Origin of the sequence: Bacillus sp. FH (assembly GCF_052216825.1) — a bacterium.
Lineage (GTDB): Bacteria > Bacillota > Bacilli > Bacillales > Bacillaceae_G > Bacillus_A > Bacillus_A paranthracis.
In genome coordinates, this window is sequence record NZ_JBQOUU010000001.1 from 1,802,979 (window position 1) to 1,824,520 (window position 21,542).

At 37.0% G+C, this 21,542-nt stretch carries 18 protein-coding genes and 1 pseudogene; 2 read left to right on the forward strand and 17 right to left on the reverse strand.

The features are described 5' to 3' along the window. Nucleotides 1-8: 8 nt before the first annotated feature. From mutM to ACTT1L_RS09575, 5 genes and pseudogenes are all read right to left on the reverse strand, one after another. Nucleotides 9-839, reverse strand: a complete 831-nt coding sequence (gene mutM, locus ACTT1L_RS09555; protein ID WP_001114483.1) for a DNA-formamidopyrimidine glycosylase — start codon at nt 837-839, stop codon at nt 9-11. Nucleotides 840-851: 12 nt separating this feature from the next. After that, nucleotides 852-3,485, reverse strand: a complete 2,634-nt coding sequence (polA, locus tag ACTT1L_RS09560) for a DNA polymerase I (protein ID WP_000412813.1) — start codon at nt 3,483-3,485, stop codon at nt 852-854. A 285-nt stretch (nt 3,486-3,770) separates the two neighbouring features. After that, nucleotides 3,771-5,534 carry a sensory box histidine kinase PhoR gene (gene phoR, locus ACTT1L_RS09565; protein ID WP_001032115.1) on the reverse strand — a complete coding sequence of 588 codons (1,764 nt, stop codon included), beginning with the start codon at nt 5,532-5,534 and terminating at the stop codon, nt 3,771-3,773. Then, nucleotides 5,527-6,246, reverse strand: coding sequence for a two-component system response regulator PhoP (gene phoP, locus ACTT1L_RS09570; RefSeq protein WP_001065225.1), 720 nt, complete (start codon nt 6,244-6,246; stop codon nt 5,527-5,529). The genes phoR and phoP overlap by 8 nt, the downstream gene beginning before the upstream one ends. 125 nt (nt 6,247-6,371) lie before the next feature. After that, nucleotides 6,372-6,607, reverse strand: a pseudogene (locus ACTT1L_RS09575) (hypothetical protein). A gap of 86 nt (nt 6,608-6,693) precedes the next feature. Here ACTT1L_RS09575 and ACTT1L_RS09580 point away from each other — a divergent pair. Beyond that, nucleotides 6,694-6,825: a hypothetical protein gene (locus ACTT1L_RS09580; RefSeq protein WP_002022497.1), complete on the forward strand. Its 132-nt coding sequence runs from the start codon at nt 6,694-6,696 to the stop codon at nt 6,823-6,825. A gap of 56 nt (nt 6,826-6,881) precedes the next feature. Here ACTT1L_RS09580 and ACTT1L_RS09585 read toward each other — a convergent pair whose 3' ends face one another. The 5 genes from ACTT1L_RS09585 to ACTT1L_RS09605 all read right to left on the reverse strand — a co-directional run bounded on the left by ACTT1L_RS09585 (nt 6,882) and on the right by ACTT1L_RS09605 (nt 11,981). Then, nucleotides 6,882-7,355: a MaoC family dehydratase gene (locus tag ACTT1L_RS09585; protein WP_000914178.1), complete on the reverse strand. Its 474-nt coding sequence runs from the start codon at nt 7,353-7,355 to the stop codon at nt 6,882-6,884. A 216-nt stretch (nt 7,356-7,571) separates the two neighbouring features. Further along, complete coding sequence (mdh, locus tag ACTT1L_RS09590; protein ID WP_000153232.1) at nt 7,572-8,510, reverse strand: malate dehydrogenase; 939 nt, start codon at nt 8,508-8,510, stop codon at nt 7,572-7,574. A 19-nt stretch (nt 8,511-8,529) separates the two neighbouring features. Next, complete coding sequence (gene icd / locus ACTT1L_RS09595; protein WP_000206898.1) at nt 8,530-9,822, reverse strand: NADP-dependent isocitrate dehydrogenase; 1,293 nt, start codon at nt 9,820-9,822, stop codon at nt 8,530-8,532. 160 nt (nt 9,823-9,982) lie between these two features. Beyond that, a complete protein-coding gene (citZ, locus tag ACTT1L_RS09600; protein ID WP_000503660.1) occupies nt 9,983-11,131 on the reverse strand; it encodes a citrate synthase in 1,149 nt (382 codons plus the stop codon). A 388-nt stretch (nt 11,132-11,519) separates the two neighbouring features. Beyond that, nucleotides 11,520-11,981: a DUF441 domain-containing protein gene (locus ACTT1L_RS09605; RefSeq protein WP_000625507.1), complete on the reverse strand. Its 462-nt coding sequence runs from the start codon at nt 11,979-11,981 to the stop codon at nt 11,520-11,522. Nucleotides 11,982-12,400: 419 nt separating this feature from the next. On the opposite strand from ACTT1L_RS09605, the gene ytvI reads away from it, so the two are divergent. Then, nucleotides 12,401-13,519 (forward strand): sporulation integral membrane protein YtvI, encoded by a 1,119-nt coding sequence (gene ytvI / locus ACTT1L_RS09610; RefSeq protein ID WP_001081394.1) that lies wholly within the window; start codon nt 12,401-12,403, stop codon nt 13,517-13,519. A 574-nt stretch (nt 13,520-14,093) separates the two neighbouring features. Here ytvI and ACTT1L_RS09615 read toward each other — a convergent pair. The 7 genes from ACTT1L_RS09615 to ACTT1L_RS09645 all read right to left on the reverse strand — a co-directional run bounded on the left by ACTT1L_RS09615 (nt 14,094) and on the right by ACTT1L_RS09645 (nt 21,465). After that, on the reverse strand, nt 14,094-14,483 hold the full coding sequence (locus ACTT1L_RS09615) for an FxsA family protein (RefSeq protein WP_442821884.1): 390 nt from the start codon (nt 14,481-14,483) through the stop codon (nt 14,094-14,096). A 198-nt stretch (nt 14,484-14,681) separates the two neighbouring features. Next, the gene (gene pyk, locus ACTT1L_RS09620) at nt 14,682-16,439 is read right to left on the reverse strand and encodes a pyruvate kinase (protein WP_001232661.1); all 1,758 of its coding nucleotides are present in this window, start codon (nt 16,437-16,439) and stop codon (nt 14,682-14,684) included. 53 nt (nt 16,440-16,492) lie between these two features. Next, nucleotides 16,493-17,452 carry a 6-phosphofructokinase gene (gene pfkA / locus ACTT1L_RS09625; RefSeq protein ID WP_000821160.1) on the reverse strand — a complete coding sequence of 320 codons (960 nt, stop codon included), beginning with the start codon at nt 17,450-17,452 and terminating at the stop codon, nt 16,493-16,495. Nucleotides 17,453-17,580: 128 nt separating this feature from the next. Beyond that, entirely contained in the window at nt 17,581-18,555 is a 975-nt protein-coding gene (gene accA, locus ACTT1L_RS09630) for an acetyl-CoA carboxylase carboxyl transferase subunit alpha (protein ID WP_000818794.1), read from the reverse strand. Next, nucleotides 18,543-19,412, reverse strand: coding sequence for an acetyl-CoA carboxylase, carboxyltransferase subunit beta (gene accD / locus ACTT1L_RS09635; protein WP_000942861.1), 870 nt, complete (start codon nt 19,410-19,412; stop codon nt 18,543-18,545). Before accD ends, accA begins: the two co-directional genes overlap by 13 nt. A gap of 185 nt (nt 19,413-19,597) precedes the next feature. Continuing rightward, nucleotides 19,598-20,242 carry a FadR/GntR family transcriptional regulator gene (locus tag ACTT1L_RS09640; protein ID WP_000204431.1) on the reverse strand — a complete coding sequence of 215 codons (645 nt, stop codon included), beginning with the start codon at nt 20,240-20,242 and terminating at the stop codon, nt 19,598-19,600. Between the two features lie 14 nt (nt 20,243-20,256). Continuing rightward, the gene (locus ACTT1L_RS09645; protein WP_001970845.1) at nt 20,257-21,465 is read right to left on the reverse strand and encodes an NAD(P)-dependent malic enzyme; all 1,209 of its coding nucleotides are present in this window, start codon (nt 21,463-21,465) and stop codon (nt 20,257-20,259) included. Nucleotides 21,466-21,542 lie beyond the last annotated feature (77 nt).

Below are 21,542 nucleotides of genomic sequence, written 5' to 3' on the forward strand. Positions count from 1 at the left end.
TCTCTTTTCTATATTCTTGGCTGACAAATTGGGCAGTAATGCGTTCCTCTTCCACCAACAACTGTTTTTTCTAATATCGTACCGCAAGTCACACACGGTTCTCCTTTTTTTCCATATACATTTAGCAGTTCTTGGAATGAGCCAATTTGCCCTTGTGAGTTGATATACGTTCGAATTGTACTTCCGCCACGCTTCACTGCTTCACCTAACGTTGTAACAGTCGCCTCATAAATTCGCTCAATTTCTTCTACTGTTAAAGACGACGCTTCTCGTTCTGGATGAATTTGAGAACGGAATAAAACTTCATCTACATATATATTTCCAAGTCCTACCAAAAGGCGCTGGTCTAATAATACAACTTTTATTTTACGATTTGTCTTTTGCAATCTCTCTTGTAAATACTGTGGTGTCAATTCAGCATCAAATGGCTCCGGACCTAAGTCAGCAAGAGGCATTTGATTCATTTCCTCACCTTTTTTAAAGAGATGCATCGTACCAAACTTTCTCACATCTTTATAATGTAATTCAGTTCCATCTGTAAATAAGAAACGGACGTGCGTATGCTTATCAATTGGCTCATCCTCTTGATGCAGTAAAAACTTACCTTCCATACGCAAATGTGAAACAATGACATAATTTGTTACATATAAAAGCAAAAACTTTCCTCTTCGCTTTATATTTTCAATCGTCTCGCCTTTTAGCATTTCTTTAAAGATTTCTGCATCATCCGGTCGTTTTACGATTTTCGGATAAGTAACAATAACATCTTCAATCGTTTTTCCTGTTACAAGATTTTCAAGTGTCCGTCTGACGTTTTCAACCTCTGGTAATTCAGGCATTTCATCACTTCCTTATTTTGCGTCGTACCAAGTTGGACCGTAAGAATAATCAACTTTCAACGGAACTGCGAGTTCAATTGCATGCTCCATTACTTCTGGTACAAGCTTCTCTAATTTTTCAATTTCTTCTTTTGGTGCTTCAAATATTAATTCATCGTGTACTTGCAATAGAAGACGCGCTTGTAATCCTTCTTCTTCTAAACGATCTGCCATAATAATCATCGCTTTTTTAATAATATCTGCTGCAGTACCTTGAATTGGTGTATTCATAGCTGTACGCTCAGCAAAGCTACGCAAGTTAAAATTACGACTCGTAATTTCCGGAATGTAACGGCGGCGATTTAATAATGTAGCTACATATCCTTTTTGTTTCGCATCTTTTACGATGTCATCCATGTATTCTTGTACACCAGGGAAACTTTCTAAATACTTTTCAATAAATTCCGCTGCTGCTTTTCTTGTAATTCCTAAGTTTTGTGAAAGACCATAATCACTAATACCATACACAATTCCGAAGTTAACAGCTTTCGCTTGTCGTCTCATATTTGAAGTTACTTCATCTTTTTCAACGCCAAATACATCCATAGCTGTTTTTGTATGAATATCCATGTCATGTTGGAACGCGTCGACTAGCCCTTTATCATTTGCAATATGAGCTAATACACGAAGTTCAATTTGTGAATAATCCGCTGCGTACATAATCCATCCTTCTTCTGATGGAACGAATGCCTGACGAATCTTTCTTCCTTCTTCTAATCGAATCGGGATATTTTGTAAGTTTGGATCCGTTGAACTTAATCGGCCCGTTTGCGTTAATACTTGATTGAAACGAGTATGGATTTTAGATGAATCTTCATGTACAACTTTTAATAAACCTTCAATATAAGTTGAATTTAGTTTCCCTAATTGACGGTAATGTAAAATGTTTGGAATAATTTCATGGTGATCCATCAGCTTGTCTAGTACATCAGCTGACGTAGAATAACCTGTTTTCGTCTTCTTAATAACCGGTAAGTTTAAATTCTCAAACAGAATAACACCAAGCTGCTTCGGTGAATTAATATTAAATTCTGTTCCCGCCAGCTTATAAATTTCCTGTTCCATTTCCTTTAATCTACCTGCAAGTTCTTCTCCCATATTACGAAGACGTTCTGTATCAACTTTTACACCTTTTACTTCCATATCAGCTAATACACGTGCAAGTGGTAATTCTAACTCTGTAAACAGTTCATATTGCTCATTCTTTTCTAACTCTTCAACGAATGTTTGCTTCACATCATATAATACATGCACTTTACGAGCTACATGCTCCGCTACTATCTCTAACTCTGGAACAGCACGCTTCGCACCTTTTCCGTAAACTTCTTCATCAGATTTCACAGCATGTGTTTCTTTCATTTTCGCTACAGTACGGAAATCTTTATCTGTATCAGCCGGGTCAAGTAAGTAAGCAGCAATTAATAGATCAAAGTCAATCCCTTGCATATCTATACCGTTCCATTTCAGTGCAACGATCGCACGCTTCGCATCAAATGTATACTTTCTCATTTCTCCATCTGCAAGCCACTCTTTAAAAGCATCTGACTTAAGTGCAATGTCTGTCTGAATAAAGTAACATCCGTTTTCATTTTGAATACCGAAACCTTGAATATCTGCTTTATGATAATTATCTTCTTGTACTTCAACGATAAGCGCACTATCTTGCTGAAGCATTTCTTCTGTAACTTCTTCCACAATATCAAATGTAATATCATCTAATTCAGCTGGAGCCGTTTCTTCTGGAGTAACACCTAATTTATTTAAAAGAGATGTGAATCCTAAATTCTCGAACATTGGAATGACATCACTTGGCTCATATCCTTTATACTCCATATCATCCACATGCACAGTAATCGGTGCGTCTGTAATAATCGTTGCAAGATCTTTACTCATAAGAGCTTGGTCTTTATTTGCTTCCAGCTTTTCTTTTAATTTCTTCCCGCTTACTTGATCTATATTTTCATACACTTCTTCAACCGTTCCAAACTGTGTTAACAATTTAATCGCAGTTTTTTCACCAACTCCTGGTACACCTGGAATATTATCTGATTGGTCTCCCATTAAACCTTTCATATCGATAATTTGCTTCGGTGATAAGCTGTATTTCTCAAATAAAGCTTCTTTCGTATATTCATCTACTTCCGTAATCCCTTTTCGAGGAATACATACAAGCGTGTTATCAGAAACAAGTTGAAGTAAATCTTTATCTCCTGAAATAACTTTTACACTAGCTCCTTGTTCACTCGCTTCTTTCGCTAGCGTTCCCATAATGTCATCCGCTTCATAATTTTCTAATTCATAACGCGGTACATTGAATGCATCAAGCATCTCACGAATAAATGGGAATTGCTCTGATAACTCAGGCGGAGTCTTTTGACGTCCTCCTTTATACTCACTATACGTTTTGTGACGGAACGTTGTTTTACCCGCATCAAATGCAACTAACATATGCGTCGGTTTTTCTTCCTCTAATATTCTCATTAACATCATTGTAAAACCGTAAATTGCGTTCGTATGTATACCTTTGTCGTTATTTAAAAGCGGTAGTGCAAAGAAAGCACGATACGCGATATTATTACCATCTACTAATACGACCTTTTTTTCCAAATCAGAAACCTCCCCATACAAATTTGAAATGATTTTTTTCACAGAAAAAAACCGTTTCTTTCCTCTCTCTATATTAACATGACTAATAGAGAGAAGAAAAATAACGGTTATTTTCTTTCATATATAAAACAGACTTATATTGGCATAAAGGGAAGTGACGAGAATAGCTTAACTATTCTCGTCCAAAATTACTCCTTGGATGAAGGGGTTTTCATGTATTATATTAACAGAGCTTTATTAATATTTAATTAAGCCATTGTTAATATATTGTAAACATCCTTCATCCTATTTTTCAGTTGCTGATTTTGGTAAAACAACTGTAAAGGTTGTCCCTTCTCCTACTTCACTATCCACTGTAATCGTACCGTGATGGGCCTCGACTAAATGCTTTACGATTGATAACCCAAGACCTGTACCACCAGTATTTCTACTCCTCGCTTTATCCACTCGGTAAAAGCGTTCAAAAATACGTGGAATTTCATCTTTACTAATACCAATTCCAGTATCCGACACTTTTATATAAGCATTATATTTATCTTCTGCTAATTCTACAGAAACAACGCCTCCAGCCGGTGTATATACGATTGCGTTATTCATTAAATTAATAAAGATTTGCTGCAAACGACTTGGATCTCCAATGACAGAGACACGTTTTAATGCATTTACTTGTAAAGAGATTTCTTTTTCTCCCGCTTTATTATCAAGCACCATATGAATATCTTCAAGAAGTCCCTTCATATCAACGGTACCCATATTCAATTTAAATCCTTGTTGCTCAATCTTTGATAAATCTAATAAATCTTCAATTAATCCTTGCATACGTTCACTTTCTTTTAAAATAATGTGCAAGAAATGTTCGCAGAATTTTTTATTATCCATAGCACCGTCTAAAAGTGTTTCTGAAAAACCTTTAATAGAAGTAATCGGCGTTTTTAGTTCATGAGAAACATTCGCTAAAAAGTCTTTTCTCATTTGTTCTAACTTTTTCAGCTCAGTAATGTCATGGAATACAAGGACAATCCCTTTCCATTCATGGTTCGTCCCGATAATCGGTGCTCCATATACCTCGAAATGCTTTCGCTCAATTCCAAGTGGCAATAACATTTGTTTGCGCACTTTCACTTCTGTCATAAAGATTTCTTCCACAAGCTCTATAATTTCCGGATGATGAAACGACTCATAATATAAACGATCTAAATATTCTTCATCTGTGACGTGGAAAGTTTCCTTATACGAACGGTTTACAAGGTTGATATAACCGCGGCTATCAATTAAAATCATTCCGCTTCCCATATTTTCAATTAACGTATGCAGACGATCTTGTTGCATTTCTTGCTCAAGTGTCATCTCTTGTAAATTACGAGCTAAAATATTAATCGCTTTACTTAACATTCCCGTTTCATCCGAATGACTTTCATAAGCGCGTGCTTTATAATTACCCTTCGCTAATTCGATGGCAACTTTCGTAACGGACTCAATCGGCCTAATATATTGCCCTGTAATTTTCATACCTAAAAATACGACTACAAGACACGCAATAACAAATCCGATAATTAATAATCCCCACGTTTTTTGATGAACGTCTTTCAAAGGCTCAATTGTGCTCTTCACAAAAATGTATCCTTGTTTCCCTGCTACATCTTGCACGAACACCGCATGGTAAAATTCATTATTTTGATCTGTTTCTTTCGTAATGACTTTATTTCTTTGTTTCGTTGTTTCAGAGGAAAGTTCTTTTATTATCCCTTGGCTAAAAGCAGACGGTTCTCCCCCGCTATATTGAACTTTCTTTTTCTCATCTACAAAGGCAATAGAAGCCTGAATTTTTTCTTCTAGCTTTTTAAATATATATGGATTTTTTAAAACATCATCAAAACCTTGTTCTTCTGCTAATACCGCAACATACTCTGTCTCTTTTACCATTCTCTCTTTCGCATGATCTATATAATAGTTTTCAAACACGGTTTCCAGCAATAAACCGAGTCCGACTAAAATAAAAACAATAAGAGAAACAAATGTAAAAAGAAGCCTGGAACGAAATTTATTCATCCCCTTTTGGCTCCTCTAATTTATATCCTAAACCACGTATCGTTTTAATGTACGTCGGTTTTTTCGTATTTTGTTCAATTTTATCGCGCAAATGGCTAATATGAACGTCAACAATTCGTGTATCACCAGCGAAATCATAATTCCATACAGCACTTAATAATTGATCACGCGTTAATACGCGACTTTTATTTTTCGCAAGATAAACAAGTAGTTCAAATTCTTTTGGTGTTAATTCAAGCTTTCTTCCTTGGAAATAAGCCTCATAAAACTCCGGTAAAATTTTAAGTTCAGCAATTGTAATGCTCTCTTCATCTGACGATTCTGTAACTTGCTCTTCTTGTTGTAATTTCGTGCGGCGTAAAATTGCCTTCACACGCGCGACAACTTCCCTTGGACTAAATGGCTTCGTCATATAATCATCCGCCCCAAGTTCAAGACCTAGCACCTTATCAAACTCATCATCTTTTGCTGTCAACATTAAAATCGGCGTCATAACGCGCTGCAATCGTAATTCTTTACATACTTCCATACCATCCATTTTTGGAAGCATTAAATCTAATATAATTAAATCTGGACGTTCTGTTGTCGCTTTTTGAAGCGCCATTTCTCCATCCATCGCTGTTATCACTTCAAAACCAGCTTGTTGTAAATTAAATTCGATTAAAGTTAAGATAAACTCCTCATCATCAACTACTAAAATACGATTGTTCATTCTTTTCCTCCAAGTTATAGACTTGAAACCTTCTTCATCCTAGTATTTTCCCCGTTATTCTCATCATACTAGAAAACAAGGTCCCTCTCAATATAATTGTCTATTCATGGATTCGGATTGCGCAATTAACTTGTAGTGATCCATACTTTATACACTTCTATATCTTTATTAAATTCAATACTCGTATGGATATGATATTCTCGACTTTGCGCTAAGAAAAAGATACAGCATACGCTATTTTATAATCTAGCGTTTCATATCCATCAAATAGTCTTCCATACATTTCATTCGCAACCCCGTCCGCCCATACTTCAGCTTCTCTTATCGTTTCAAAGATAACGTCTTCTCTCTTCCACTTCATCTTAAAAAAACCCTTTAATTGACTTTAATTACCAATTAATATATTATTAATTTTAATATATTAATAAATGCAATAAAGGAGCTATTATGCGAATATTACTATCTATTTTAACTTTATTAGTAACATGTTTCCTTACTTTTAACGTACCGAGCTGGGATACGATTAAAACGGGGTGTTCAGATTTTGCTGAAGGGTTCAAAGAGGGATTCTTCAACTAAAAATAGCGCTAGCCCCCTTATGAAAGGCATGCTAGCGCTATTCACATTTTCATGTTTTAAAAATTATCTAATGCTTTTTCCATAATAGAGACTGATTTGTAAGGTGGTGTTACTGTTAATGAGCCTTTCACAACAGTATCCCCTTTTTCATCATGAGCAGATACAAGCATATCAATTGTATGTTCCTCCTCAGAAACAGCCACAACTTCAAAGTGGATTTGTAACGTTTCATAATGGTGAACATGCTTCACGAACGTAAGGTCCTTTCTCGTAATATGACTACCTGGACCTGGTAAATATTTCGTAACTGCCGTTGTAATCATTCCAGTTAGCATAATGCTTGGTACAATCGGCTTTTCATACGGAGTTTGGGATGCGTAATCATGCTGAATATATAATGGATTGGCATCATTCGTTAACCCTAAGTACAATAACAAATCTTTATCCTCAATTTTTTCAGTGATAGATAATTTCTCTCCTACTGTAATTTCATCCATTTTACGACCAATTTGAACTTTTTTCTTTAACATGTTACAACCCCCTCCGATTTTTTCACCTTATTATCCTACTAAAAGCGATACTTGATCCGACATTTACTATGATGAGGGCAATGTATAGTATAAATCTACAGTTTCATTATAGGATATTACAAATGATAGCGTTTTCATGTTATTTCAAAAAAACATTTGTATAAATAGTAGAAAAAGATTCGGGGCCCCGAATCTTTTTCTACTTATATTTAATGATTAAACAAGAACCTTCATAACATTACGTACAGATTCTACAGAGCGATCTAACGCTTCTTTTTCATCTGCAAGAAGTTCTAATTCAATAATTTTTTCAATTCCGTTACCACCTAGAATTACTGGTACCCCTAAGTAAAGGTCACTATAACCGTATTCACCTTCAAGGTACGCAATAGCCGGTAATACACGGCGTTGATCTTTTAAGATTGCTTCTGTCATTTCAACTAAAGAAGCAGCTGGTGCGTAATATGCACTACCGTTTCCTAATAAGCCTACAATCTCGCCGCCACCTTTACGGGTACGTTCTACGATTGCTTCTAAACGCTCTTTCGGAATTAACGTTTCTAACGGAATGCCACCTGCATAAGAATAACGTACAAGAGGTACCATATCGTCACCGTGTCCACCAAGAACAAATCCTGTAATGTCTTTCACAGAAAGATTTAATTCTTGTGCGATGAATGTACGGAAACGAGCTGTATCTAATACGCCCGATTGACCGATAACACGCTCTTTCGGGAATCCAGCTTCTTTAAATACAGAATATGTCATTGCATCAACTGGATTTGTTAACACAACAATAATTGCATTTGGTGAATGTTTTGCAATGTCGCGCGTAATACTTTTCATAATTTTGGAGTTTGTTGCTACTAAATCATCACGGCTCATACCAGGCTTACGCGCAATACCTGCTGTAATCACAACAACGTCAGAATCAGCAGTATCTGCGTAATCAGATGTTCCAATAATGTTAGCATCAAAACCTTGTACTGGGCTCGCTTCTAACATATCTAACGCTTTCCCTTTTGTTGGATTTTCCAGCTGTGGAATGTCCACTAATACAACATCTGCAAGTTCTTTTTGTGCTAATAAGAATGCTGTTGTTGCTCCTGTAAATCCTGCACCGATGACTGAAACTTTCTTGCGTTTGATTGTCATAATTTACCCCCCACTTTAATTATGCGTTTTTGATTATCGCTACATCCATGTTTTTAATAAGTTCATTAGCGAACTCAGAACATTTCACTTCTGTTGCACCTTCCATTAAGCGTGCGAAATCATAAGTTACTACTTTTGAAGCAATTGTTTTCTCAACTGAAGCAGTTACTAATTTCGCAGCTTCGTTCCATCCTAAGTGTTCTAATAATAATACACCAGAAAGAAGAACTGAAGATGGGTTTACTTTATCTAAACCTGCATATTTTGGAGCTGTACCGTGCGTAGCTTCAAAGATAGCATGTCCAGTTACATAGTTAATGTTTGCACCAGGTGCAATACCAATTCCACCTACTTGTGCAGCAAGTGCATCAGAGATGTAGTCACCGTTTAAGTTCATTGTTGCAACAACATCGAACTCACGTGGACGAGTTAAAATTTGTTGTAAGAAGATGTCTGCAATAGAATCTTTTACGATGATTTTTCCAGCCACTTCAGCGTCTGCCATCGCTTTATTCGCTGCATCTTTACCATCTTTCTCAACGATACGATCATATTCAGCCCAAGTAAATACTTTGTCGCCGAATTCTTGTTCCGCTACTTCATAACCCCAGTTTTTGAAAGCACCTTCTGTAAATTTCATAATGTTTCCTTTATGAACTAATGTAACAGAAGAGCGTTTTTCGTTAATTGCATATTGAATTGCAGCACGAACAAGACGCTTTGTCCCTTCTTCTGAGATTGGTTTAATACCAATACCAGATGTTTCTGGGAAGCGGATTTTATTAACACCCATTGCTTCTTTTAAGAAAGCAAGAACTTTTTCTGCTTCTGGAGATCCTTGCGCATATTCAATTCCAGCATAAATGTCTTCTGTATTTTCACGGAAAATAACCATATCAGTATCTTCCGGACGTTTTACAGGTGAAGGAACACCTTCAAAATAACGAACTGGACGTAGACATACATATAAATCTAATTCTTGACGAAGTGCTACGTTTAGAGAACGAATACCACCGCCAACTGGAGTTGTAAGTGGACCTTTAATCGCGATTAAATATTCACGAATTAAATTTAAAGTTTCTTCTGGTAACCACTCGCCTGTTTGGTTGAATGCTTTTTCCCCTGCAAGCACTTCTTTCCAAACGATTTTCTTCTCACCATCATAAGCTTTTTCAACTGCTGCTTCTAGTACACGAGATGCAGCTGCCCAAATATCAGGACCAATTCCATCTCCTTCGATAAATGGAATAATCGGATTGTTTGGTACATTCATAACACCATTAGTTACAGTAATTTTTTCACCTGTCGTCAATGTGATAACCCCCATGTTTGAAATTTCATATGTATGAAACTGAGGGAATAACCCCTCAGTTCAAACCGTTAGTCAAATTAAAATATTCTAATCATTACATCTTTCCGAAAAAATCAGACTTTTGAAAGCGTATTTTCACTATCAAAATAGTGTTATTCGCTTATCGTTGTGCAATTGGAACATACACTTGATGTGTTGGTCCATTATAATCAGCACGCGGACGGATTAAACGGTTATTTTCATATTGTTCTAGAATATGAGCTAACCAGCCTGACATACGGCTAATTGCAAAAATAGGTGTAAATAAGTCATGGTCAATTCCTAAACAATGGTATACAGAAGCTGAATAGAAATCAACATTTGGTGGAAGACCTTTTTCTTTTGTTACAATGTCTTCAATTTTGATAGACATATTATACCATTTCTCTTCTCCTAAAAGCACGCATAATCTCTTAGACATTTCGCGTAAATGTTTTGCACGCGGATCACCCTGCTCATATACACGGTGGCCAAAGCCCATGATTTTCACTTTATTTTGAAGAGCATTATGAATATATGATTCTACATTTTCTTCTTCGCCAATTTCAGTTAACATCTTCATTACATTTTCATTTGCCCCACCGTGAAGAGGACCTTTTAACGCACCGATTGCTGCTGTAATGCCAGAATATACATCTGAAAGTGTAGCTACACAAACGCGTGCAGTAAATGTAGAAGCGTTTAACTCATGATCTGCGTGAAGTACAAGCGCCTTATCAAAAGCTTCAATTTCAACTTCATTTGGCTCGCGATCATTTAACATGTACAAGAAGTTTGCAGCTAATGATAAATCATTTCTAGGCTCAACAACATCTAAACCTTTACGGATTCTTGCGTAAGCAGCAACTAAAGTACCCACTTGAGCCTGTAATTTAACCGCTTTCAAATAATTGGACTTTTCATCCATAATTTCAGCGCTCTCATCGTATAATGATAGCATGGAAATTGCAGTTCGTAAAACAGACATCGGATGTGCGATTTTTAAATCTACTTGTTTCAAATATGCTAAAATCTCACCTGGAACTTTATAGTATTCCGATACAATCTCATTAAATTTCGCTAGTTCTTGCTCGTTAGGAAGCTTGCGATGCCATAATAAGTACACTACTTCTTCAAATGTAGCATTCTCAGCTAAATCATCAATATTATACCCAACATAAGTTAATGTATCATCAATAATAGAGCTCACAGATGATGTTGTTGCTACTACCCCTTCTAAACCTCGAATAACAGTCATGACATTCTCTCCTTTTCCTGAAAATTCTCCCAACCTTGCTCCTTATATCTATTTGCTCCCCTTTTGAATTATGAACGCCCGTTCACTCTTTAGGCAAGCAAAATGCACGATCATGCAAATTTGTTGCGATGTTCCCCCTCTTATTGTCCATTGTCTACATGGAAAGCATGAGCGTGAATGTCTCCCCGAATCCTCACGCTCAAAACAACAAGTTAGTGAGGAAAATGAATTCCGAAGAGTTTTATGATAAAAACAACATAAAACAATATCATTATAAAATTGTTTTATGTTGTTTTTATTTTATCTGGTGTAAAGTCTCTGCTGTTATGTAACTTTTCAAAGTTTCTAATCCTATTATAAACAATTATCTGACTTTTGTGAACAGAAAGAATTCAAAAATTTTATATTACTATAAAATTCCTTATTTAAACATCTGTATAATACTCATTACTGCATAGGCAATTCCAGCCCCAATTAATGGACCTACAGCGACCCCATTAAATAAAGCAACTGCTATAATTGTCCCGAAAACGAGCGCAGTTGTAATATGAGGATCTGTCGTTAATAATTGTACGCCACCTTTTGCTAACAGAGCAACTGCTACCCCTGAAGCTAAAGCAATCCATGCATAATACGATTTCGCTGCTTCTCCAAGTTGCTTAAATCCTATTTCCCCCGTCGCAATCGGTACGAGTACTGCTATTGTAATAACCGTAACACCGAGGTTAATCCCTTTCGTTTGTAGATAAGGAAAGACTTTATCCCCTAGAAATGTAAATTTTAATAGAAATAACACACCAATAGCTACAGTAAGCGATTGGTTTTTCGCAATAAGTCCTATAATAAGTAGTATGAATAAAAATAACGTTGACTGACTAATCATGTTTGCACTTCCTTTCTGAAAATAATGAACTCATTTCCAAACAAAAATACCTTTAAACCTATCGTTATACATGCTATATCGATGCCTATTCAACATGAATCACTTCATTTTTTTACGCATTTTAAAATGACAAACTGAGACTTTCACCATCCAAATGTAAGCATGTATACATTTTAAAAAACGGGCGTCTCTCCTTTCTTTTCTAATTAGAAACAGGTAAAATAAAAAGAAGAGAAAATGAAGTTTTTACCATATAGTAGAAGCATCAACACCAAGCTTTCACAGTCACTCACGTACTGAAAAAGCAGGAAAATCCATCATTCCACTATAACATAAAGTGAAACTTTAATCAGTGGGGCACACTCGTTACAAGTTGAACGAAATAGGATAATCCAAATTGGAATGGGAGGTATACATCTTTGAATCGAAACTTACTATATATGATATTGCGACTCGTATTTGTCATTATAGCGACGGTAGCCGGGTTCTATGCATTACTATATATGTCAGGGCTTATCTACCCTTTTATTATCGCTTTCGCATTTGCTTATTTAATTAATCCTGTCGTCAATTTCCTGAATCAAAAACTACAATTTCCTCGCGCACTCGCAGTACTCGTTAGCTTAATTCTCGTATTTGGAGCTATCGTCGGACTCGTTACATATCTTGTAACAGAAGCAATATCTGCCACAACATACTTACTACAACTTGTTACAGTAAAATTTCCGGATATCGTTGCATTCGCTCAGCAGTTTGCACTTAATCATATTATGCCTCTCTACGATGATTTAATCTCTAAATTTAATCATCTTGGGGAACCGCAGCGCTATACGATTACACAAAACATTCAAAACTTAGGAACCGAAGCAACGACGCAAATGAAAGAACTTTTAACCGCTATTATAAGCGGGTTAACAAATTTCATTAGTGCACTACCAACTACTTTAACTGTACTTGTATTCGTTTTATTAGCCACTTTCTTCATTAGTTACGATTGGCATCGCCTTGCTCAGAAAGTAAGAAAGTTTTTGCCCAACCGTGTTCATGGCTATGGAAAAACTATTTTTGTGGATTTAAGAAAAGCTTTATTCGGTTTTGTTAAAGCGCAACTTACACTCGTATCTATGACAACTGTTATTGTACTAATCGGACTTTTAATATTACGCGTACCATACGCCATTACTATCGCGATTATTACAGGGGTTGTAGATTTACTCCCGTATTTAGGAACAGGAGCTGTCTTCGTTCCTTGGGTTATATACGTATTTTTCACTGGCGACACTGCTTTTGCCATCGGTCTTCTCATTTTATACATCGTCGTGATTGTCCAAAGACAAATTATGGAGCCAAAGGTACTTTCATCTAATATCGGCCTTGATCCATTAGCAACACTGATTGCTCTATTTGTCGGCTTTAAGCTCTTTGGCTTCTTAGGATTAATCATCGGTCCAGTCACCTTAGTACTACTTAATACATTGCACAAAGCTCGTGTATTCCATGATTTGTGGAAATATATTAAAGGCTCACCTTCAAAATAATAGTTTCTAATTCATACACAACAAAAAACTTACATGTAATCAGTGGGAAATTCCCACTGATTATTCCTTGTACTTATTTTTCATACTCATTACATAAAACAAGAGAATTGCACTCAAAAAAGATAATTCTCTTGTTTTTTCGCATAAAAAACGCATATTTTGTGGTGTTTTTACATATTTATTCTATTAATTTTATAATTATTACTTACATTTATTACTTTTTATGTAAATGAATAAATATACAAAAAAGCACAGAATAAGACTTAAACTGACCATTTCCCTGCTCTTATTTAACTTTTTTCGTTCCAATTCATTCTTTTACATACAAAAACAATCTTAAGTTCAGATTCCCACTTTAAACACACTGATTAAGAGCTAATAACTCCTCAAATCGAAAAAATACACAACAAATACAACAAAGTAAAACTTTAATCTACAAGGATCCTATCCCCATCGATTATTAACCGTCACATTCGCCGCATATTAAAACACATCTTTCATTAACTGAACTTTAACCACTCTCTCATCCTTTTACAGACAAAAAAATAGTGCTTAGATTGCTATAATCTAAGCACTATTTCTGCACAATAATAGTTGAGTTTTTTCTAAACTTCCATTCCATCCACTTCATAACAAACGGCTTCAATAAAGCCCTCGTCATAGGGATAACAAAGATGAAACCTATTATATCCGTTACATATCCAGGAAGCACTAAAAGAATACCCCCTACAAAGATAAAAATACTATCTAAAACCGCTGCTCCTGGCATTTCTCCTCTATTCAACTTAGATTGAATCTCTCCAAGTACTTTAAACCCTTGTCTTTTCGCCAAATACACACCTACAACGCCTGTAAATACGATCATAGCGAACGTAGACCACAAACCTATTACATGACTCGATCCAATTAAGACTGTAATCTCAATAGCCGGTATTAATATAAACAAGAATAGTAACCACTTCATAGTTCTACACTCCTTTCATATCCTATCACTTTAAACACCCTCACAACGTCCATATACACCATATAAAAGCTAAACGCACTTTCACATCAAACTTCATAACAAACAGCTTTTAAAAGCAATTTCAGACGTTTAAAGCTAGTTTCACCTCATTTTTGTGTAAAAAAAAGAGAAGGACTCCGATCCTTCTCTCCGTATTACTTATAGCACTTCCGCATGTCCATTATAAACAATTCCGCGTGCTGCATCAACTGTTACTTCTTGGCCATTTTTTAAAGTTGCTGTTACGCCGTTTACACCAACGATAACAGGAATACCGATTGATACACCTACAACAGCCGCATGGCTTGTTAGGCCGCCTTCTTCTACAACTAGAGCAGCAGCTTTTTCAATTGCAGGAATCATATCTTTATCAGTGCTTGTTGTAACAAGGATATCACCTTCGTTTACGTTTGCTACAGCTTCAGCAGCTGTTTTCGCTACAACTACTTTACCTTTTGCAGCTTTACGACCGATTCCTTGTCCTTTAGCAACTTCTTCACCAACAACGTGGATTTTCATTAAGTTTGTTGTACCAGTTTCAGCAACTGGAACACCAGCAGTGATTACTACAGTGTCTCCAAGTCCGATTAGACCTGCATCCATACCTGTTTGAATCGCTGTATCTAACATTTCGTCAGTAGAAGCTGCACGCTTCTCAGCCATAAATGCTTGTACACCCCAAACAAGTGCAAGACGACGTCCTACTTGCTCGTCAGATGTTACAGCTACGATTGGAGATTTTGGACGGTATTTAGAGATCATTTTCGCAGTATATCCACTTTCTGTTGGAGCTACGATTGCAGCTACATCAAGAGCAAGTGCTGTATGCGCAACAGATTGGCTAATTGCATCTGTAATTGTTGGAGTGAACTCTTTAATACGTTTTTTGAACATATCTTCATATTGTAATGATTTTTCAACACGTACTGCAATGTTAGCCATCATTGTTACTGCTTCTACTGGGTATTGTCCAGCAGCTGTTTCACCTGAAAGCATGATTGCGTCTGTACCATCGAAGATTGCGTTAGCTACGTCACTTGCTTCCGCACGAGTTGGACGTGGGTTACGTTGCATAGAATCTAACATTTGTGTTGCAGTAATAACTGGTTTACCTAACACGTTACATTTTTTGATTAGACGTTTTTGTACTAATGGTACTTCTTCTGGTGGAATTTCTACACCCATATCACCACGAGCTACCATTAAACCGTCAGAAACCTCTAAGATTGAATCGATGTTGTCGATACCCTCTTGGTTTTCGATTTTTGGTACGATTTGGATGTATTGAGCGTTATGCTCTTCTAGTAATTCACGGATTTCTAATACGTCAGCTGCTTTACGTACGAATGAAGCTGCGATGAAATCAACTTTTTGCTCGATACCGAAGATGATATCTTTTACGTCTTTTTCAGTGATACCAGGAAGCTTAATGCTTACGTTTGGTACGTTAACACCTTTTTTATTTTTTACAGTTCCGCTGTTAAGAACTTTTGTACGGATGTTTCCGTCAGCTTTTTCGATTACTTCTAGCTCGATAAGACCGTCATCGATTAGAATACGAGAACCTGGGTTTACATCGTCATAAAGACCAGCATAAGATACAGAGAACTTCTCTGCAGTACCTAATACTTGCTCAGTAGAAATAACTACTTCTGCACCTGTCACAAGCTCAGCTTGTCCGTCTACGAAGTCGTGAGTACGGATTTCTGGACCTTTTGTATCAAGTAAGATACCAACTGTTTTACCAGTTTTCTTTGAAGCTTCACGAATGTTTTTAATACGAGCGCCGTGTTCTTCATGGCTACCATGAGAGAAGTTTAAACGAGCAACGTTCATACCTGCTTCGATTAATTGCTCTAATTTTTCAATACTTTCACTAGCAGGACCTATAGTACATACAATTTTAGTTTTACGCATATTGCACCTCCGAAAATTATGAAACCGTTCCCAAATATCCGACATTACGCCGATTAGATGGATAATTCTTTAGATAATTGACACATATCTTTATCGATTGTATGTTTTTGAGCTAACGCTTCGATAATGTCATGATCAACAAGTTTATTATTTTGAATACCTACACAACGTCCACCTTTACCAGCAATTAACAATTCAACTGCTCTTGCACCAAGACGACTTGCTAATACACGGTCTTGTGCACTTGGTGATCCACCACGTTGTACGTGACCTAATACAGTTACACGAGTATCAAAGTTTGTTGCTTCTTCAATGTGCTTACCGAAGTCAATTGCACTTCCAACACCTTCAGCTACAACGATAATACTGTGTTTTTTACCACGTTCACTACCGCGTTTCAGACGAGCGATAACCTCATCCATGTCATACTCTTCTTCTGGAATTAAGATTGTCTCCGCACCATCAGCTAAACCAGCCCATAATGCGATATCACCAGCGTGACGTCCCATTACTTCGATAACATATGTACGTTCATGAGATGTAGCTGTGTCACGAATTTTATCAATTGCATCAATAACAGTATTTAAAGCTGTATCGAAACCAATTGTAAAGTCTGTTCCAGGGATATCATTGTCGATTGTACCTGGTACACCAACACATGGGAATCCTTGTTCAGTTAATTTTTTAGCGCCTTGGTAAGAACCATCTCCACCAATAACAACAAGTCCTTCGATACCGTGTTTCTTTAATTGCTCGATACCTTTTAGTCGTACTTCTGGGTCTTTAAACTCAGGACATCTTGCTGTATATAATTTCGTACCACCGCGGTGGATAATATCGCCAACAGAACCTAGTTCTAATTTTTCAATGTGACCAGAAATTAATCCAGCGTATCCATGGTAAATACCATATACTTCAATATCATGGAAAATCGCTTTACGAACAACTGCACGAATGGCAGCATTCATACCAGGTGAATCTCCACCACTTGTTAATACACCAATACGTTTCATTTGTACTCACCTCATAAAGATTATTTGCCTTATAATAAAATAACACGAAAAAATATAAAAATACAATGGAGAAGATGTGTCTTTTCATAATAAAAACGTGCATTCGCGAAGTGGAACGCACGCTTTTCTTATTTTATCCAAATGGAAGCGTTTGAAAACGAAACTTGCCCAATTTTCATATATTTTTCATAACGTTTTTCGATTAATTCATCTTTCGAAATTCCGTTTAATTGTTCAAAAGTTTTTCTAAGCATTAAATCTATATTTTCTGACTGTTTCAAAACATTACGGTGTGCTCCACCTTTTGCCTCTGGAATAATTTCGTCAATTACACCTAATTCTTTCAAATCTGCTGCTGTAATTCTCATCGCCTCTGCAGCTTCCTTTGCTTTTCCTGCATCTTTCCAAAGAATTGCCGCTGCACCCTCTGGCGTAATAACAGAATAAGTGGAATTTTCTAGCATATGAATGTAATCTCCTACTCCAAGACCTAGTGCACCACCACTACCACCTTCGCCGATAACGATACAAATAACAGGCACCGTTAAGCCTGCCATTTCAAATAAATTGCGGGCGATCGCTTCACTTTGACCACGTTCTTCAGCAGCTTTACCAGGATAAGCTCCTTTCGTATCAATAAAACAAATAATTGGACGATTGAACTTTTCCGCCTGCTTCATTAAACGCAATGCTTTTCGATATCCTTCTGGGTGAGGCATCCCAAAATTACGGCGAATATTTTCTTTCGTATCTTTTCCGCGTTGATGCCCGATTACAGTTACAGGCATCCCTTTATACTTCGCAATGCCGCCGACAATCGCTGCATCATCGCCAAATAGACGATCTCCATGACATTCAAAAAAATCAGTAAATAAGTGCTCAATATAATCGAGCGTTGTCGGTCGTTCTGCATGACGAGCAATTTGAACACGGTCCCATACTTTCATATTGCCGTATATATCTTCCTCTAAATTTTCTAGCTTGTCTTCCAAAATACGAATCTCCTCACTGAAGTCCATCTGGCTGTTTTTCGTATAGTCTTTCAGTTCACGAATCTTATTTCTTAGCTCAACAACTGGTTTCTCAAATTCTAGCTCTGCCATACAGCCATTTCCCCTCCTTGATGAACTTCTAAAATCTTACGAAGCGATTCTCTCATATCATCACGATGTACCACCGCATCTAATTGACCATGTTCTAGTAAGAATTCTGCCGTTTGGAAATCTTCCGGTAGTTTCTCACGCACCGTTTGTTCAATTACACGTCTACCAGCAAATCCGATCAGCGCCCCTGGTTCTGCAAGATTATAATCACCAAGTGAAGCGAAACTCGCTGAAACCCCGCCCGTCGTTGGGTGAGTCATAACAGAAATAAATAATCCTCCTGCATTACTATGCTTTTTCAAAGCTACGCTTGTTTTTGCCATTTGCATTAAACTTAATATCCCTTCTTGCATACGGGCACCACCCGAAGCAGTAAAGATAATAAATGGAACTTGTAAGTCGTATGCCTTTTCAACCGCACGGGCAATTTTTTCTCCTACAACAGAGCCCATGCTCCCCATTCGAAAACGAGAATCCATTACTGCAACAACAACAAGCATGTCATCAATTGTTCCTTCACCAGTTACAACCGCTTCGTTCAAGTCAGTCTTCTTACGATCGCTCTCTAGTTTCTCTTCATAATCTGGAAACTCGAGTGGATTTAATGAAACCATTTCTTTGTCATACTCACGGAATGACCCTTCGTCCAATATACTATCAAGACGTTCCCATGCATTCATAGGATGATGATATCCACAATTCACACATACTTTTAAATTTTTTAGAAGCTCTTTCGTATACATGATTTTTTTACATTTCGGACATTTTGTCATAACGCCGTCTGGTACATCTTTTCGTACTTGTTCTGAAGGTATTGCAGCGTACTTTTTCTTTTTCACGAATAAATCTCTTAGCACAATTTGACCCCCTTCGTTGAGAGCTAAGGTTAGCGTAAGAAGAAAATTGGGCTAACACCAAAGTTTGATGTTAGCCTTATCTTCTCAATCTGTCTAATAACCTCACTCTTTACGTTTAACTTTAACCGCTACGCGATAGAATGTTTGTCATAACGTGTCATGGTCATTTCGACAAATTTTATACATTACGAGTGAAACTGTATATTCTCTACTAATTCATCGTAAATTTTTAGTGCATCATTTTCTTGTTTTTCTTCCAAAATAGCGTAAAGCTTTCTATACATATCGATAGAATCTCCTGAAACTTTACAAGAAAGCGTTGATACGTAATCATTTACGATCATCCAAATGCGATATAGTAAATAATTATCGACTTGTTCAATAAGTGTTTTAAAGAACGTTTGGTGAAGCATTGGAACTGAGTTTTCATTTCCTTCAAGCACTTGATGTAATTTACTTAGCACTTTAGAAAACATTTCTTTCGGTAAATTACATACAATTCGAATCATATCTTTCTCAAGCAATCGTTTTGTTTGTAATAAATCACGAATTGTTTTCTCATCTTGCAGCAAGAACGGAGCAATCAATTGTACAAGACCATTATCGTAAAAGTTTCGAATAAACGTCCCTTCACCACGTCTCGTTTCAATTAATCCTACAAGTTCTAAAGCACGCAACGCTTCTCTTACAGAGGAACGTCCTACGTTTAAACGTGAACTTAACTCACGCTCAGACGGCAAACGATCCCCTGCTACCAATCCATCCTCTTCCATAATGGAACGGATTTTTTTTACAATTTCGAGATATACTTTTGTATTTGATGATGTCAATGGAAATTCCTCGCTTATTCTTTACCAATCAGCGCTAATTGTTTTGTTTTCTCAGCAACTTCATTTGGATCTACTTGACGGCGAGCTACTCCTGTCTCCATTGCAGCTTTTGCAACGTAAGCTGCTACTTGAGGCGCTACACGCGCGTCAAACGGTGCTGGAATGATATAGTCTGCATTTAACTCATCTTCTGCTACAAGCTCAGCAATAGCTTGTACAGCTGCCATCTTCATTTCTTCGTTAATTTGTGTCGCATGTACGTCAAGTGCACCGCGGAAAATACCAGGGAACGCTAGTACATTATTTACTTGGTTTGCGAAGTCAGAACGACCCGTTCCAACAACAGCTGCGCCCGCTGCTTTTGCCAATTCTGGCATAATTTCTGGAACTGGATTCGCCATTGCAAAAATAATTGCATCGTCATTCATTGTACGAACCATCTCTTCTGTTAATGCACCTTCTGCAGATACACCAATGAATACGTCCGCACCTTGTACAACATCAGCTAAAGAACCTTCGATACGATTCTTATTTGTATATTTTGCCACTTCATCCTTCACCGGATTCATACCTGTAGGACGACCATCATAGATTGCCCCTTTACGGTCACACATAATAATGTCGCGTACGCCATAGCGATATAAAAGTTTAATAATTGCAATACCTGCTGCACCTGCGCCATTTGCGACAACTTTAATGTCAGACATTTTCTTTCCAACTAGTTTTAGCGCGTTCACAAGACCCGCTACTGTTACGATAGCTGTTCCGTGTTGATCATCATGGAAGATAGGAATATTTGTTTCTTTTTTCAAACGTTCTTCAATAATGAAGCAGTTTGGTGCTGCGATATCCTCTAAGTTAACGCCGCCAAAAGTTGGCTCCATTAATTTTACAGTTTCAACAATTTTATCTACATCGTTTGTATTTAAGGCAATTGGGAATGCATCTACACCAGCAAAGCTCTTGAATAATACAGCTTTACCTTCCATTACTGGAAGAGATGCTTCAGGTCCGATGTTACCAAGACCAAGTACAGCCGTTCCATCTGTCACAACTGCTACCATATTTCCCTTCATTGTATATTCATATACCTTACTTTTATCGTCATAAATTTCTTTACAAGGTTCTGCAACCCCTGGAGAATATGCAAGACTTAAATCTTTTGCATTTTCTACTTTTACTTTTGATACAGTTTCTAATTTTCCTTGATGCACTTTATGCATGTGAAGTGCTTCTTCACGAAGTGTTGACAAACTATCCACTCTCCTCAAATTATTCTTGCTGATATCAATTTCTCCAA

Bases quoted from the DNA above. Each gene is read 5' to 3' on its own strand.
- accA (WP_000818794.1), bottom strand. From the start codon at position 18,555: ATGGCAGAGCTAGAATTTGAGAAACCAGTTGTTGAGCTAAGAAATAAG.
- mutM (WP_001114483.1), bottom strand. From the start codon at position 839: ATGCCTGAATTACCAGAGGTTGAAAACGTCAGACGGACACTTGAAAAT.
- phoP (WP_001065225.1), bottom strand. From the start codon at position 6,246: ATGAACAATCGTATTTTAGTAGTTGATGATGAGGAGTTTATCTTAACT.
- pyk (WP_001232661.1), bottom strand. From the start codon at position 16,439: ATGCGTAAAACTAAAATTGTATGTACTATAGGTCCTGCTAGTGAAAGT.
- pfkA (WP_000821160.1), bottom strand. From the start codon at position 17,452: ATGAAACGTATTGGTGTATTAACAAGTGGTGGAGATTCACCTGGTATG.
- mdh (WP_000153232.1), bottom strand. From the start codon at position 8,510: ATGACAATCAAACGCAAGAAAGTTTCAGTCATCGGTGCAGGATTTACA.
- ACTT1L_RS09585 (WP_000914178.1), bottom strand. From the start codon at position 7,355: ATGTTAAAGAAAAAAGTTCAAATTGGTCGTAAAATGGATGAAATTACA.
- ACTT1L_RS09580 (WP_002022497.1), top strand. From the start codon at position 6,694: ATGCGAATATTACTATCTATTTTAACTTTATTAGTAACATGTTTCCTT.
- ACTT1L_RS09645 (WP_001970845.1), bottom strand. From the start codon at position 21,465: ATGCATAAAGTGCATCAAGGAAAATTAGAAACTGTATCAAAAGTAAAA.
- ACTT1L_RS09615 (WP_442821884.1), bottom strand. From the start codon at position 14,483: ATGAAGTGGTTACTATTCTTGTTTATATTAATACCGGCTATTGAGATT.
- phoR (WP_001032115.1), bottom strand. From the start codon at position 5,534: ATGAATAAATTTCGTTCCAGGCTTCTTTTTACATTTGTTTCTCTTATT.
- ACTT1L_RS09605 (WP_000625507.1), bottom strand. From the start codon at position 11,981: ATGATTAGTCAGTCAACGTTATTTTTATTCATACTACTTATTATAGGA.